At 65.0% G+C, this 13,542-nt stretch carries 12 protein-coding genes; 2 read left to right on the forward strand and 10 right to left on the reverse strand.

The window, feature by feature from the left end; genetic code table 11:
* Nucleotides 1–96 precede the first annotated feature (96 nt).
* A complete protein-coding gene (locus QU595_RS20215) occupies nucleotides 97–333 on the forward strand; it encodes a DUF378 domain-containing protein (protein ID WP_315925211.1) in 237 nt (78 codons plus the stop codon).
* A 287-nt stretch (nucleotides 334–620) separates the two neighbouring features.
* On the opposite strand, the gene iolB is transcribed toward QU595_RS20215, so the two are convergent.
* The 5 genes from iolB to QU595_RS20240 all read right to left on the reverse strand — a co-directional run bounded on the left by iolB (nucleotide 621) and on the right by QU595_RS20240 (nucleotide 7,141).
* The gene (gene iolB, locus QU595_RS20220) at nucleotides 621–1,436 is read right to left on the reverse strand and encodes a 5-deoxy-glucuronate isomerase (protein ID WP_315925213.1); all 816 of its coding nucleotides are present in this window, start codon (nucleotides 1,434–1,436) and stop codon (nucleotides 621–623) included.
* Nucleotides 1,437–1,463: 27 nt separating this feature from the next.
* Nucleotides 1,464–2,381, reverse strand: a complete 918-nt coding sequence (gene iolE / locus QU595_RS20225) for a myo-inosose-2 dehydratase (protein ID WP_315925215.1) — start codon at nucleotides 2,379–2,381, stop codon at nucleotides 1,464–1,466.
* 15 nt (nucleotides 2,382–2,396) lie between these two features.
* Nucleotides 2,397–4,247, reverse strand: a complete 1,851-nt coding sequence (gene iolD / locus QU595_RS20230) for a 3D-(3,5/4)-trihydroxycyclohexane-1,2-dione acylhydrolase (decyclizing) (RefSeq protein ID WP_315925217.1) — start codon at nucleotides 4,245–4,247, stop codon at nucleotides 2,397–2,399.
* Nucleotides 4,248–4,278: 31 nt separating this feature from the next.
* A complete protein-coding gene (iolC, locus tag QU595_RS20235) occupies nucleotides 4,279–6,201 on the reverse strand; it encodes a bifunctional 5-dehydro-2-deoxygluconokinase/5-dehydro-2-deoxyphosphogluconate aldolase (protein ID WP_315925219.1) in 1,923 nt (640 codons plus the stop codon).
* A gap of 115 nt (nucleotides 6,202–6,316) precedes the next feature.
* Nucleotides 6,317–7,141 carry a MurR/RpiR family transcriptional regulator gene (locus QU595_RS20240; RefSeq protein ID WP_315925706.1) on the reverse strand — a complete coding sequence of 275 codons (825 nt, stop codon included), beginning with the start codon at nucleotides 7,139–7,141 and terminating at the stop codon, nucleotides 6,317–6,319.
* Between the two features lie 152 nt (nucleotides 7,142–7,293).
* Between QU595_RS20240 and QU595_RS20245 the strand changes: the two genes are divergently transcribed.
* Nucleotides 7,294–8,403, forward strand: coding sequence for a Gfo/Idh/MocA family oxidoreductase (locus tag QU595_RS20245; RefSeq protein WP_315925221.1), 1,110 nt, complete (start codon nucleotides 7,294–7,296; stop codon nucleotides 8,401–8,403).
* Nucleotides 8,404–8,468: 65 nt separating this feature from the next.
* Here QU595_RS20245 and QU595_RS20250 read toward each other — a convergent pair whose 3' ends face one another.
* From QU595_RS20250 to QU595_RS20270, 5 genes are all read right to left on the reverse strand, one after another.
* On the reverse strand, nucleotides 8,469–9,263 hold the full coding sequence (locus QU595_RS20250; protein ID WP_315925223.1) for an SDR family oxidoreductase: 795 nt from the start codon (nucleotides 9,261–9,263) through the stop codon (nucleotides 8,469–8,471).
* Between the two features lie 16 nt (nucleotides 9,264–9,279).
* Complete coding sequence (gene iolG / locus QU595_RS20255) at nucleotides 9,280–10,281, reverse strand: inositol 2-dehydrogenase (RefSeq protein WP_315925226.1); 1,002 nt, start codon at nucleotides 10,279–10,281, stop codon at nucleotides 9,280–9,282.
* Between the two features lie 51 nt (nucleotides 10,282–10,332).
* The gene (locus QU595_RS20260) at nucleotides 10,333–11,103 is read right to left on the reverse strand and encodes an ATP-binding cassette domain-containing protein (protein WP_315925228.1); all 771 of its coding nucleotides are present in this window, start codon (nucleotides 11,101–11,103) and stop codon (nucleotides 10,333–10,335) included.
* 2 nt (nucleotides 11,104–11,105) lie between these two features.
* On the reverse strand, nucleotides 11,106–12,179 hold the full coding sequence (locus QU595_RS20265) for an ABC transporter permease (protein ID WP_315925230.1): 1,074 nt from the start codon (nucleotides 12,177–12,179) through the stop codon (nucleotides 11,106–11,108).
* 94 nt (nucleotides 12,180–12,273) lie between these two features.
* Entirely contained in the window at nucleotides 12,274–13,218 is a 945-nt protein-coding gene (locus QU595_RS20270) for a sugar ABC transporter substrate-binding protein (protein WP_315925232.1), read from the reverse strand.
* Nucleotides 13,219–13,542: the final 324 nt, after the last annotated feature.

Genomic DNA, 13,542 nt, shown 5'->3' on the forward strand with positions numbered 1-13,542 from the left:
CCGTCCGCCCGGTCGCGTTCACATTGTCGCGACCGGGCGGAACCTCTTGAGTGCAAAGCCGTTTTTGTGCAGGCAACGCATATCATGGAGGAATCCATGCGAACCATGAACATCATCACCCTCATTCTCATCATTCTTGGCGGCCTGAACTGGCTCGTGATGGGCTTGTCTGGCTTCGACGTCATAGGAACCATTTTCGGCGGCGCCGGGCATCCTGTCGCGCGAGTGGCCTATGTCATCGTCGGGCTCGCCGCGATCTGGCAGTTGATGCCGATGGTGTCGAGCTTCACCATGGGCGAGATCGATGCGGAAAGGCACGTCCACCATCATTGAGGACGAGCGACTTTCCAAGGTGACTAACGGCGGGGGCGATGCGTCCCCGCTTGTTTTTGTGCCTCACCGGCTGTCCGATTTTGGGCTGGCGGGGAAATGCGGGTGTCACCGTTTGGAACTGCGATCCGGCGAAGTGTGTGCTGAGCTGTGTCGATACGGGACGAAAAATCTGGCACAGGCCATGCATTGCCATAAGTACCGATGTCTTTCGGGCTGATATCGGAGAGTCCGCCGGGGTGGGGCAGCCATGGGTGCCTCGGCGGGCTCGCTGCTTTTTTCCGATCCGTCTACGCTTTCATCAGCCACGCGTGCTCGGGCGCATTGTGGAATTTCCAGGTGCGCTTCGGGCCGGCCATGACGTTGAGATAGTAAAGATCGTAGCCGTGACAGGCGGCGCAGGGATGGTAGCCCTCGGGCACCAGCACGATATCGCCATCCTCGATCGCGATGGCTTCGTCCAGTGCGCGCTTTCCTGTCTCGTCGGCATCGGTATAGACGCGCTGGAAGGCAAAGCCCTGCGGCGGGTTGAGCCGGTGGTAGTAGGTTTCCTCCAGCAGGGATTCGCGCGGCAGGTCGTCGCGGTCGTGCTTGTGCGGCGGATAGCTGGAGGTGTGGCCGCCGGGGGTGATGACCTCCACCACCAGCAGCGAGTCGGCGGGCTCGTTCTCCGGCAATATGTTGGTGACATAGCGCGTGTTGGTGCCCTTGCCGCGGACCTCCTGGCCGAGATCGTCAGGGCCGATGACCCGCGCCGGCAGGCCGCCGCCGAGGCCGGGCGCCGTGCACACGGCAAGTTCCACCGGCGTTCGGGCCGTCACGCTCCAGGCCGATCCTTGCGGCAAATAGACCGACCATGGCTTGCCCTCGAAGGGCGACATGCGCTCGCCCAGCGTTCCGAGCGACCTGCCGCCCACCGTCACCTCGCCCCTGCCGGTGACGAACACCAGGCAGGTTTCCCTTTTTCCGGTCTCGCCGGCTGCGGTTTCGCCATTCGCGAGCCGGTGGAGGTCGAAGCCGACATAGGTCCAGGCAGCGCTTTCGGGCGTCACATGAGCGATCCTGCCCGTGCCGGTCCTGGAAGGTCTGATCAATAGTTTCGACACCACTTGCACTCCTTCTGCCCGCCCTGATCAGGCGTTCGGAAAGCCCTGCGTTTCCACCGTATAGCCGGCCGCCGTCATCACCCGCATCAATTCCTCGTGGCCGACCTGCGCCATCCTGAGGGGAGGGTTCTTCTTCGGATCCTGCTCGGCTTCGACCACGAACCAGCCCTCATAGCCGTAGTCCGCGAATTTCTGCACGATCGCGCCGAAGTCCAGCGAGCCGTCGCCGGGCACGGTGAATGCGCCGAGGGCCACGGCGTCGAGGAAGGACTGGCGGGTCCGGTCGAGCCTGTCGATGACAGGCATGCGCACGTCCTTCACATGCACATGGCTGATGCGCTTGTGGTGCCTGTCGATGGTGCGCAGCACGTCGCCGCCGGCGAACGCCATGTGGCCCGCATCGAACAAAAGCGGGATGCCTTCGCCCGAATGGTTCATGAAGGCGTCGAGCTCCGGCTCGGTCTCGACCACGGCCGCCATATGATGATGGTAGGAAAGCGGCATGCCCTGGTCGGCGCACCATTCGCCGAACTCGGTCACCTTATGCGCATAGGCCTTCATCTCGTCGTCCGACAGTTTCGGCTTTTGAGCCAGCGGAACTTCCCTCCTGCCCTGGATCGACCTTCCGACCTCGCCATAGACGATGCAGGGCGCATCGACGGCCTTGAACAGCTCGATCATGGGCCGGATGCGGTCCTTGTTGGCGGCGAGTTCCTCATCCACCAGCGTGCCGGAGAACCAGCCGCCGCACAGCGTCACGTCGGCCTGTTTCAGAATGGGAAGCATGACCTTCGGATCGCTGGGGAAGCGCCGGCCCATCTCCATGCCGGTGAAGCCGGCTGAACGCGATTGGCGAAGACATTCCTCCAGCGACACGTCGTCGCTCAGTTCGGGAAGGTCGTCGTTCCACCACGCGATGGGGGACATGCCCAGTCTGGCTTTCACGTCGTTCTCCGTTTCTCAGTCGCCCACGCGCTGCAACTTCGTGGCCGCCTCATAGGCCTTGCGTTTGGCCCGCACTTCCTTGCGGGCACTGATTTCCGGCACCGCCACATCCCACCAATGGCCGCCCGCCTCGGTGGAAACCAAAGGATCGGTGTCGATGACGACGACCGTGGTGCGATCGTTCTTCTCCGCCCTGGCGAGCGCCGTCTCCAGTTCGCCGATCGAGGAAACCTTCTCGGCGATCGCGCCCATCGCGGCCGCATGCGCTGCGAAATCGATTTGCGGCAACATTTCGTGGCGCGCGTCCTTGAGCAGGTTGTTGAAGCTGGCGCCACCTGTGCCCATCTGCAGCCGGTTGATGCAGCCGAAGCCGCGATTGTCGAGCAGCACGATGGTGAGCTTCAGGCCGAGCATGACCGAAGTGGCGATCTCGGAATTCAGCATCATGTAGGAACCGTCGCCGAGCATGACGACGACTTCTTTTCCCGGCTTCGCCATCTTCACGCCCAGCGCTCCGGCGATCTCGTAACCCATGGTCGAGTAGCCGTATTCGGCATGGTAGGTGCCGGGTGCGCCGGCCTGCCACAGCTTGTGCAATTCGCCCGGCAGGCCGCCCGCTGCATGCAGCAGGGTGACGCCGGAGCCAAGCACGCGCTGCACCGCGCCGATCACCTGCGCGTCCGAGGGCAGGGCGGCATTGGTTGGGGCGGTTGCCCTGGCGGCGGCCTTCCGCCAGGCCAGCTTCTCCTTCTGCGATTTCTTCGTCCAGCTTGCGGGCGCCTTGTAGCCCCTGGCGGTGGCGGCGAGTTCGGCAAGGCCTTCCGCGGCATCCGCCACCACAGACAGGGCGCGGTGCTTGCCGGCGTCGAACGCCTGCACGTTGAGCCCGACGATCGTCTTGCCTTCGTTCCTGAACAGGGCCCAGGAGCCGGTGGTGAAGTCCTGCAGCCGCGTGCCGACGGCCAGCACCAGATCGGCCTCCCCGGCCATGGCATTGGCCGCCGACGTGCCGGTGACGCCGACCGCGCCCATGTTGAGCGGGTGGTCGTCCGGCAGCGAGGACTTGCCGCCCTGCGTTTCGCAGACCGGGATGCCCGTCGCTTCCACCAGTTTCGCGAGCGCTGACGAGGCGCCGGAATAGAGCACGCCGCCGCCTGCGACGACCAGCGGCTTCTTCGCCGCTTTCAGCGCCTGCACCGCCGCCGCGAGCTCGTTGCGGTCCGGGCGCAGGCGGCGCGGTGTCCAGACGCGTTCGGCGAAGAAGCTTTCGGGATAGTCGTAGGCCTCGGCCTGAACGTCCTGGCAAAGCGCCAGCGTGACCGGCCCGCACTCGGCCGGATCGGTCAGCACCTGCATGGCGCGGCTGAGCGCCGGGATGATCTGCTCGGGCCGGCTGATGCGGTCGAAATAGCGCGAGACCGGCCGGAAGCAGTCGTTGGCGGAAACCGTGCCGTCGCCGAAATCCTCGACCTGCTGGAGCACCGGATCGGGGATACGGTTGGCGAAGACGTCGCCGGGAAGGAGCAGCAGCGGCAGCCGGTTCACATGGGCGGCAGCGCAGGCGGTAACCATGTTGGTCGCGCCCGGGCCGATGGACGTCGTCGCCGCCATCATGCGGCGGCGGAAATGCGCCTTGGCGTAGCCGATGGCGGCATGGGCCATGGCCTGTTCGTTATGGGCGCGGAAAGTCGGCAGCTCGTCGCGCAACTGGTAGAGCGCTTCGCCGATGCCGGCGACATTGCCATGGCCGAAGATCGCCCAGACGCCGCCGAACAGGGGAACCTTGCTGCCGTCGATCCCGGTCATCTGGCGGGCCAGGTGGCGGGTCAGGGCCTGCGCCATGGTCAGGCGTACCGTCTTGGCCATGTTTTCTCTCCTTTCCTCCGACGCCTCCGGACTAGCCCGCCTTGCGGCCGCTTGCGGCAAGCCACGCCTCGGTGAGCCGCCCGAACCGGCGCGCCATGTCGGCGACGGCCTCCTCGTCGGAGATGCGGCCGGCCAGCCATTTCTCGGCGGCATCCATGAAGATGGTGCGGCCCACCGCGAAACCCTTGACGATCGGCACGCTGGCGGCGGCGGCGAAGGCGGCTTCCAGCGCGGACTCCTCCGCCTCCAGCCCGAGCAGCATCACGCCGCGGCACCAGGGATCGTTCTTCTCGATCACCGCAGCGATGCGTTGCCAGGCTTCCTTTGAGGCCTGCGGTTCCAGCTTCCACCAGTCCGGCTTGATGCCGAGGTCGTAAAGCTCCTGCAGTGCGCGCGGAACCGTGTCCTCCTCCAGGTTGCCGTGCTTGCCGGCGATGATCTCGATGAGCAGCTCGCGGCCGACCTTGCGCGCGGCCTCGTGCAGCGCAAGCAACCTGTCCTGCTGCTCGGCCTTGAGCGCGGGCGGATCGTCCGGATGGTAGAAGCATAGGCACTTTATGCAATGGTCCACCGGCCACTCCACAAGCTGCGAGCCGATGTCCTGGCCGAACTCGAAGCGCAGCGGGCGGGAGCCGGGCAGTTCGACCGGGCGGCCGAGCCAGTCCAGCTTACGGCGGGCGAATTCGAACATGGCGTCGCGGCCATGCTTCTCGTCCAGCAGCATCGAGTAGCCGGCTCGTCCTTCCGACACCCATGCCGCCGCCTTGACGGCCAGCAGCTTGAAACCGCCGATGCGGGCCGGGTCGGCCCCGAGTCTTTTCGCCAGATCCTCCAGTTGCGCGCGGTGATCGCAGGCCAGCGCCATGACCAGCGGGAACTCGCGCCGGCGGTTGGCGGCCTGGTGGATATGGTTCAGCACAACGTCCTTGCGAAGCGCGTGGTGAGGGCTGCCCTGTTCGAGGAAATGCTGCAGCTCGGCCCATGAAGGATATTCGGGCGAACAGAGCAGCCGCGACACGGCGAAGGCTCCGCAGGCATTGGCCCATGTGGCGGCGGTTTCCAGGCTCTCGCCGCCCAGCCAGCCGCGCAGGAAGCCGGACATGAAGGCGTCGCCGGCCCCCAGGACATTGTAGACTTCGATCGGGAAACCTTTGCCGACGACACCGTCCTCCAGATCGTCGCCGTGATAGACGACGCAGCCCATGGCGCCGCGCTTGAGCACGATCGTGGCCTGCGACAGCGCCCGGATCGCCTTCAACGCGTGGGGCACGTCGTCGGCTCCGGAGGCGATCATGATCTCCTCCTCCGTGCCGACGATCAGGTCGCAATCGGGCAGTACCGAACGCAGCTTTTCCGACACGGCATCCGATTTCACATAACGCTCGAAACCGGCCTCATGTCCGGCCAGACCCCACAGGTTCGGCCGATAGTCGATGTCGAACACGACCTTGCCGCCATTGGCCTTGGCGAGGCGGATCGCCTTGCGCTGCGCGGCGTCGCTCGCCGGACGGGAGAAATGCGTGCCCGTCACCACGACGGCGCGGGCGGAGGCGATGAAATCCTCGTCGACGTCTTCGGGCGCCAGGGCCATGTCGGCGCAGTCCGTGCGATAGAAGATCATGGGCGACACGCCCTCTTCCTGCACGGCAAGCAGCACCAGCGCGGTCAGGCGCTCCTTGTCCACGGTGATGCCGCGCACGCTAACGCCCTCCCGCTGCAATTGCTCGCGGATGAAGCCGCCCATCTGCTCGGCGCCGACGCGGGTGAGCAGGGCGGAGCGCAAACCGAGCCGCGCCGTTCCGATGGCGATGTTGGCTGGGCAGCCGCCGACCGACTTGGCGAAGGAGGCGATGTCTTCGAGCCGGGAGCCGATCTGCTGGCCGTAGAGGTCTACCGAAGCGCGCCCGATGGTGATGACGTCGAGCGCGGCGGGGACGCTATCGGGCGTGGCCATGACTCCTCCCCTGGGACGAAGGGATGCGAACTACCCCTTGGGCATCCTGATCAATCGCCAAGCATGAAACATAAATTCCATTGTTAAGTCAATATAGAACGATTGTTCTTGAGAGTCAGGATGTCTTGCTTCGCCTCTCGGCCACCGCCACAACGAGCGTCATCGCGAGCGCCATGGTGGCCGAGATCGAGCGGAAGCCGGCGCAGTCCGCTTCCGCCACCTCGAACCAGACCTTGGCCGACTGCACCAGCGGAGAAAACGCGCTGTCGGTTATGGCCACCACCGGTACGTTCTGCTCGGCCATGAGGCGGGCGTAGTCTACCGTGGGGGAGGCGTAGGGCGAAAAGCTGATGGCCACGACGGCGTCGCGCGGCGTGGCGAAGGATATGATCTCGGGATCGAGACCCGCCGAAGATTCGACCAGCACGTTGCGAATCTTCAGCTTGCCGAGCGCATAGGCCATGTAGCTCGCGACGGAATAAGAGCGCCGCCGCGCCAGAAGATGGATGGTCTCGGCCTTGCACAGCACATCGACGGCCTGATCGAGCAGCCCCTCGTCCAGCGAGCGCGCCACCGCATCCAGCGACCGCGACCCCGCCTCGACGAAACCGTCGAAAATGGAGCGGTTCTTGATGGCGCTGTCGCCGCGCAGCACCTTGAGGCGGTCCTCGTAGGACACTGTACGCTCGCGCAGCCTTTCGCGGAACACGGACTGCAGGCTGGTGAAGCCGTCGAAGCCGAGGAACTGGGCGAAGCGGATCAAAGTGGAAGGCTGCACGCCGGCCGATGTGGCGATGCTGGCGGCGGTGCCGAAAGCGACCTCGTCGGGATTGTCCAGCGCATAGGCGGCGATCTGGGCCAGGCGCTTCGGCAGGTCGTCGCGCCTCTCGATGACGAGGTTGCGCAGGGACTCAAAATCTTGCGGCAGTCGAGGGTTCATGGAGGTCACACACCATTTTCCGGCCCCGTCGGCAAGAGAATAGCCAGACATGCGGAAAAAGCCATCAAAAACGGATCATACGTTCCAAAAACCAAAAATATGGACTAATATGTCCAATGTGTGCCTCCGGGTATCGATGGAAGGGAGTTTGCATGATCGGCGTCGGCTTGATCGGAACGGGCTTCATGGGCAAATGCCATGCGCTGGCCTGGACGTCGGTGCGCACGGTGTTCGGCGACGTGCCGCCGATCCGGATGGTCCATCTCGGCGAAGCCAGCGACGAACTGGCACGGAAGCGGGCCGCGGAGTTCGGCTTCGACAAGGCTTCCGCCGACTGGCGCGGGGTGGTCGAGGATCCGGAGGTGGACGTGGTGTCCGTCACCACCCCGAACCAGTGCCACCCCGAAATGGCGATCGCCGTGCTTCAGGCCGGCAAGCATGTGTGGTGCGAAAAGCCGATGGCGCCGGCGTTTGCCGAGGCCGAAGCCATGCTGGCGGCCGCGCGCGCCTCCGGCAAGGTGGCCGCGCTCGGCTACAACTACATCCAGAGCCCGGCGATCCGCCATATCAGGACGCTCCTGGGCGAGAAGGCGATCGGCGAGGTCAACCATCTGCGCGTCGAGATGGACGAGGACTTCATGGCAGATCCGGACGCGCCGTTCTTCTGGAAGCACGAGGCCGCCTCCGGCTATGGCGCGCTGGACGATTTCGCCGTCCATCCGCTGTCCTTGATCCAGACGCTGTTCGGCCGTGTGGCTTCGGTGATGTGCGACATGGCCAGGCCTTATGCGGACCGCGCGGTGCCGGGCGGCGGACGGCGGGCCGTCGAGACCTACGACATCGCGTCCTCGCTCATCCGTCTGGAGAACGGCGTTTCCGGCACGCTGCTGGTCAACCGCTCGGCCTGGGGCCGCAAGGGGCGCATCCAGATACAGATTTTCGGCTCCAGGGGTTCGATCGTGTTCGATCAGGAGCGGTTCAACGAATTGCAGCTCTATGTCACTTGGGACCGGCCGACGGAGCAGGGCTACCGCACGATATTGGCCGCGCCGCATCACCAGCCCTATGATCGCTTCATCCCCGCTCCGGGGCACGGGCTCGGCTTCAACGATCTCAAGACCATCGAATGCCGTGAACTGATCCGCCGCATCGAGGGCGCGCCGGCGACGTTGATCGAGTTCGATGAAGGGCTGGAGATCGAGCGCACCGTGCACGCCATGGCGCGCTCCTTCGCCGAGCAGCGCTGGGTTGCGGTGCGATAGGCGCCCGGCCAGCGTGGCCTTCCGCGCGGCCTTCTGGGCGGCCCGCCCACGAAAGAGGAAAGAACCTACTCGCCGATCACGCCGGCGACGTTCTGGTCATAGTCGACCAGCGCGCCGGTCATGACGCCGGATTGCGGGCTGACCAGATAGGCGATCAGCACGGCAAGCTGGTCCGGCTTGACCAGTTGTCCCATCGGCTGGGCGGCCTCCGCCTTTTGCAGCCAGTCGTCGGCCGCATCGTGGAACTTCTTCTGCACGGCGTCCTCGCCCTCGGTGTCCATCCAGCCCGGCAGCACGCCGTTGCAGCGGATGCGGTCGAAGCGGTAGCTGGCGGCGACATTCTTGGTCAGTGTCGCGAGCGCGCCCTTGCTGGCCGAATAGGGTGTCAGGAACGATTGGCCCGCATGTGCCGACATCGACAGCACGTTGACGATCGAGCCGGGCGCCTTTGCCTCCAGAAGGCCCTTCACCACGCCCTGCATGAGGAACAGCGGCCCCCGCACATTGGTGTCGAACAGGAAGTCGAACAGGTCCGGCGTGGTTTCGAGCAGCGAGCCGCGCGCCGAGGAGGCGGCGGCGTTGACCAGCCCGTTGATGGTGCCGAAACGCCTGGTCGCCTCGTCCACCGCCCTGAGGCAGCTTGCCGGATCGGATACGTCGGCGCTGATGAAGATCGCCTCGGCCCCCAGCTTTTCCAGTCTGGCGACGGCTGCGTCGCCCTTTTCCCGGGAACGGCCGACCAGCGCTAGCGCCTTGCAGCCTTCGGCGACAAGCTGCCTTGCCACGGCGAAGCCGATGCCCTGCGCCCCACCGGTGACGATGGCGCGGGTGCCGCTGTTCCTGTCGTTCATGTCGGACATCCGAATCTCCCGTCGCTCAGCCGGCGTCCTTGACGCGCACGGTCTTGCCTGTCGTGGCGGAGGTCAGCGCGGCATCGGCCAGCGCCAGCGCCAGCAGGCCGTCGCGGCCGTCGGGGGACGCTTTCTTTCCGGAAGCCATGGCGGCGATGAAGGCGGCGATCTCGTTGGCATAGGCTTGCGTGTAGCGGGTCATGAAGAAGTCGTGCAGGGGCGGGCGGGTGTAGCCCTGGCTGCCGGCGATCTCGATGGAAACGGGACGCTGGTTTTCGGCGGCCACCATGCCCTTGGAGCCGTGCACCTCGATGCGCTGGTCGTAGCCATAGGTGGCGCGGCGCGAATTGGAGATGATGGCCTGCTTGCCGGTCCCGGTGGAGAGGATGACGCTGACGGAATCGTAGTCGCCCGCCTCGCCGATCTTCTTGTCCACCAGCACCGCCGCATGGGCCGAAACCGTGACCGGCTCCTCGCCCAGCAGGAAGCGCGCCATGTCGAAATCGTGGATGGTCATGTCGCGGAATATGCCGCCGGAGCGCTTGATGTAGTCGATCGGCGGAGCGCCCGGATCGCGCGAAGTGATGGTGACCATCTCCACCGTGCCGATGACGCCGTCGTCGATGGCCTTGCGCACGGCGGCGAAATGCGGGTCGAAGCGTCGGTTGAACCCCACCATCAGCGTGGCGCCGGCCTTCTCCACCGTGGCGAGGCATTTCCTGACCCGCTTCACGTCGAGGTCGATCGGCTTCTCGCAGAAGATCGCCTTGCCGGCCTTGGCAAAGCGCTCGATCAGGTCGGCATGGGTGTCGGTCGGCGTGCAGATGACGACCGCGTCAATGTCCTTGGCCTTTTCGATCTCGTCGATGGAGCGCACTTCCGCGCCATAGGCACGGGCAAGATCCTTCGCCGCCTTTTCGGAGGCGTCAGCCACGGCGACCAGTTGCGCGTCGGCGTTGGACGCGACCGCCTTCGCATGAACCTTGCCGATGCGCCCCGCACCGAGCAAACCAAAACGCACTGCCATTTGCTGGACCTTCTTCTGGATGGCCGGTCTCACGACCGGTATCTCGGTCGCCTATGCGGCGACGGCATATTCGGGAGCGGTCTTGGCGCCGGTGATGTAGGCGACGACATCCTGCTCGTCCGTGTCTTCCTTCCGCAGGTTCGCCACGATCCGGCCGCGGCGGAACACGACGATGCGGTCCACCAGGTCGAAAACCTGGCGCATGTTGTGGCTGATCAGGATCAGCGGGTCGCCATTGGCCTTCAGATTGCGGATGATTTCCTCCACCTGCGCCGTCTCGCGCACGCCGAGCGCGGCCGTCGGCTCGTCCATGATGATGAGCTTGGAGGCGAAGGTCGCCGTGCGAGCGATGGCGACGCACTGGCGCTGCCCGCCGGACATGTTGCGGATCGTGTTGCTCAGATTGGCGATCTTCACGCCGGTGCGCTCGAGCGCCTTGCGGGTCGCTTCCCGCATCGCCCGGCGGTTGAGGATCGAGAAAGGCCCAAGCCTCAGCAGGAACCGCTCGCGGCCGAGAAAGAGATTGGACGGCACGTCGAGGTCGTCGGCCAGGGCGAGGTTCTGGTAGACGGTTTCGATGCCGGCTTCGCGCGCCTCGATCGGACCGCTGAATTCGACCTCGTTGCCGTCGAACCACATCTTGCCGCGCGTGCGCCGCTCAACGCCGGTGATCTGGCGCACGAAGGTGGACTTGCCGGCGCCGTTGTCGCCCATGATGGCGACATGCTCGCCCTTGCGGAGCTCGAAGTCGGCGTCCTCCAGCGCGTGCAGGCCGCCATAGTGCTTGGTGAGACCTTCGGTCCTGAGAATGATATCGGCCATGCCTAACCCCTGAGAGCGCGCCGGCGCTGGCGCCACTGGTCGAGCACGACCGCGCCGACGATGATGACGCCCTTGACCATCTCCTGGTAGTAGGCGTCGAGGCGCATGAAGGTGAAGCCCGAGATGATGACGCCGAAGATCAGCGCGCCGAGCACCGTGCCCACGATCGATCCGCGCCCGCCGGAGAGCGACACGCCGCCGATGACGGCCATGGCGATGGCGTCCAGTTCGTACATCACCCCCATGCCGGCCTGCGCCGTCAGGTTCTTCGAGCACAGCACCAGCGCCGCCACGCCGGCTAGCATCGCGGCGATCGTGTAGACCAGCACCTTGTGGCCGGTGACGTTGATGCCCGACATGCGCGCGGCATCCTCGTTGGAGCCGATGGCGTAGCAGTGCTTGCCATATTTGGTGTAGGTCATGACGAGCTGGAACAGGATCGCCAGGACCACGAAGATGATGACCGGCATAAGCCCCTGGCCGATGCTGGCGAAGCTCTCGGTGGGAAACGAGATGGGGTTGCCCTTGGACCACCATTTGGCGAGGCCGCGGGCCGAAACCATCATGCCGAGCGTGGCGATGAAGGGCGGGATACGCGTATAGGCGATCAGCAGGCCGTTGATCAGGCCCGCGACCAGGCCGCATCCCAGCGCCACCAGCACCGGCACGATGACCGGCAGGTCCATGAAGGCGGGTCCCAGAATGGCCTTCGGGTTGGGGTTTCCGTTGACGGTGGCGACCTGGGCGAAGCTCATCGCGATCATGGCGGTCGCGCCCACGATGGAGCCGGACGACAGGTCGATGCCGCCGGAGATGATGACCTGGGTCACGCCGATGGCGATGATGCCGACGATGGACACCTGCAGGATGATGATCGACAGGCGCGCCTGGTTGAATATGGCGTCCACATTCGTGCGCGTGTTGAACAGGAAGGAATCATGCAGGAACAGGCGCCCCATGATCTCGAAGGCGGCCACGAGCAGAACGAGCGCGAGCAGCACGTTGAGCTCGGGCGGCCAGTGCCTCTTCTTCGTATCGAAGGCGACGCCGCCGACGCCAAGCGAGGTGTTCGACATGGGGGCCTCCGTTGCGCCGAGGCGGTCTGTCCGCTCCCGGATCGACGAGCCTGCGGGGCGGCGCGCTGCCGCCCCCCCGGTCGCTCGATCCGGATCAGTTCTTCTTCATATATTCGGCCATGTTGGCCGGGGTCACGAGCTTGAAGGGAATATAGACCTTCTTCTCGACCTTTTCGCCCTTGGCCAGTTTCAGCGCCGCGTCCAGCGCGCCGGCGCCCTGTCCGGCGGCATCCTGGAAGACGGTGGCGTCGAGGTCGCCGGCCTGCATGGCGGCGAGGGCATCCTGCGTGGCGTCGACGCCTGCCACCACCACCTTCTTCATATCGACGTTGGCCGCCTTCATCGCCTGGATCGCGCCGATGGCCATCTCGTCGTTGTTGGAGATGAGGGCATCGAACGGCGTGTTGGTGGACAGCCAGTTGGTCATCAGGTTCTGGGCCTGGTCGCGCGACCAGTTGGCCGTCTGCTCGGCGATGATGGTGATCTTCACGCCGCAATCGCCGGAGCCGATGACGTCGTGGATATCCTTCGTGCGCTGCACGGCGGCCTGGTTGGAAAGCTCGCCCTGCATCACATAGGCGGCGGCCTCGGTCTTGCCGGCCTCCTTCAGCAGGCGGCAGACCTCCTTGGTTTCCAGCGTGCCCGATTCCTCCTCGTTGGAGGCGACGAAGGCCTGCTTGTCCGGCAGCGTGTCGACGTTGATGGGCTGGCGGTTTACGTAGACCAGCGGAATGTTGGCGGCCTTGGCGGCGTCGCTCATCGCCTGCGTGGCCGAGGTGTCGACCGGGTTGACGATGATGGCGTCCACGCCCGAGGCTGCGAAGTTCTTGATCTGGTCGAGTTGCTTGGCGACGTCGTTCTGCGCATCCTCGACCTGCAATTCCACGCCCTTCATGCCCTTGGCCTGCTCGACCATGCCGTTGCGCAGCACGGTCAGGAAGTTGTCGTCGAAAAGTGCCATGGAGACGCCGATCTTCTCGGCGTGGGCCATGCCCGTCATGAGCGCCGACAGCGCGACGCCCAGCAAAAGCTTCCTCATCTCACTTCTCCTCCACAAATGGTGTTCGTTGACACCGAAGCTCCCGCGGCAGGCGCATCCAGCGGAAACATCCCCGCCGGCGGCGCTCGCTGCGCCGCAACGAGGAACATCCATGCCGCTCTTGCAACTCCTTTCGGAATGAATGCGCCATATTTGCAAAATTATGAAATAACTATTCCATTTCGTCGGCTGCCCGTCAAGACGAATCTTCGGCATTGCCGTCACGTGAACGCGGCGGAGGGCAGCCTCGAAAACCAATGGAAATCAAATGTTCCGGCGCGGAAATGACCTGAACCGGTCGCCGGGGCTCCGGAGTTCCACGCC

Origin of the sequence: Mesorhizobium sp. SP-1A (assembly GCF_032460275.1) — a bacterium.
Lineage (GTDB): Bacteria > Pseudomonadota > Alphaproteobacteria > Rhizobiales > Rhizobiaceae > Mesorhizobium.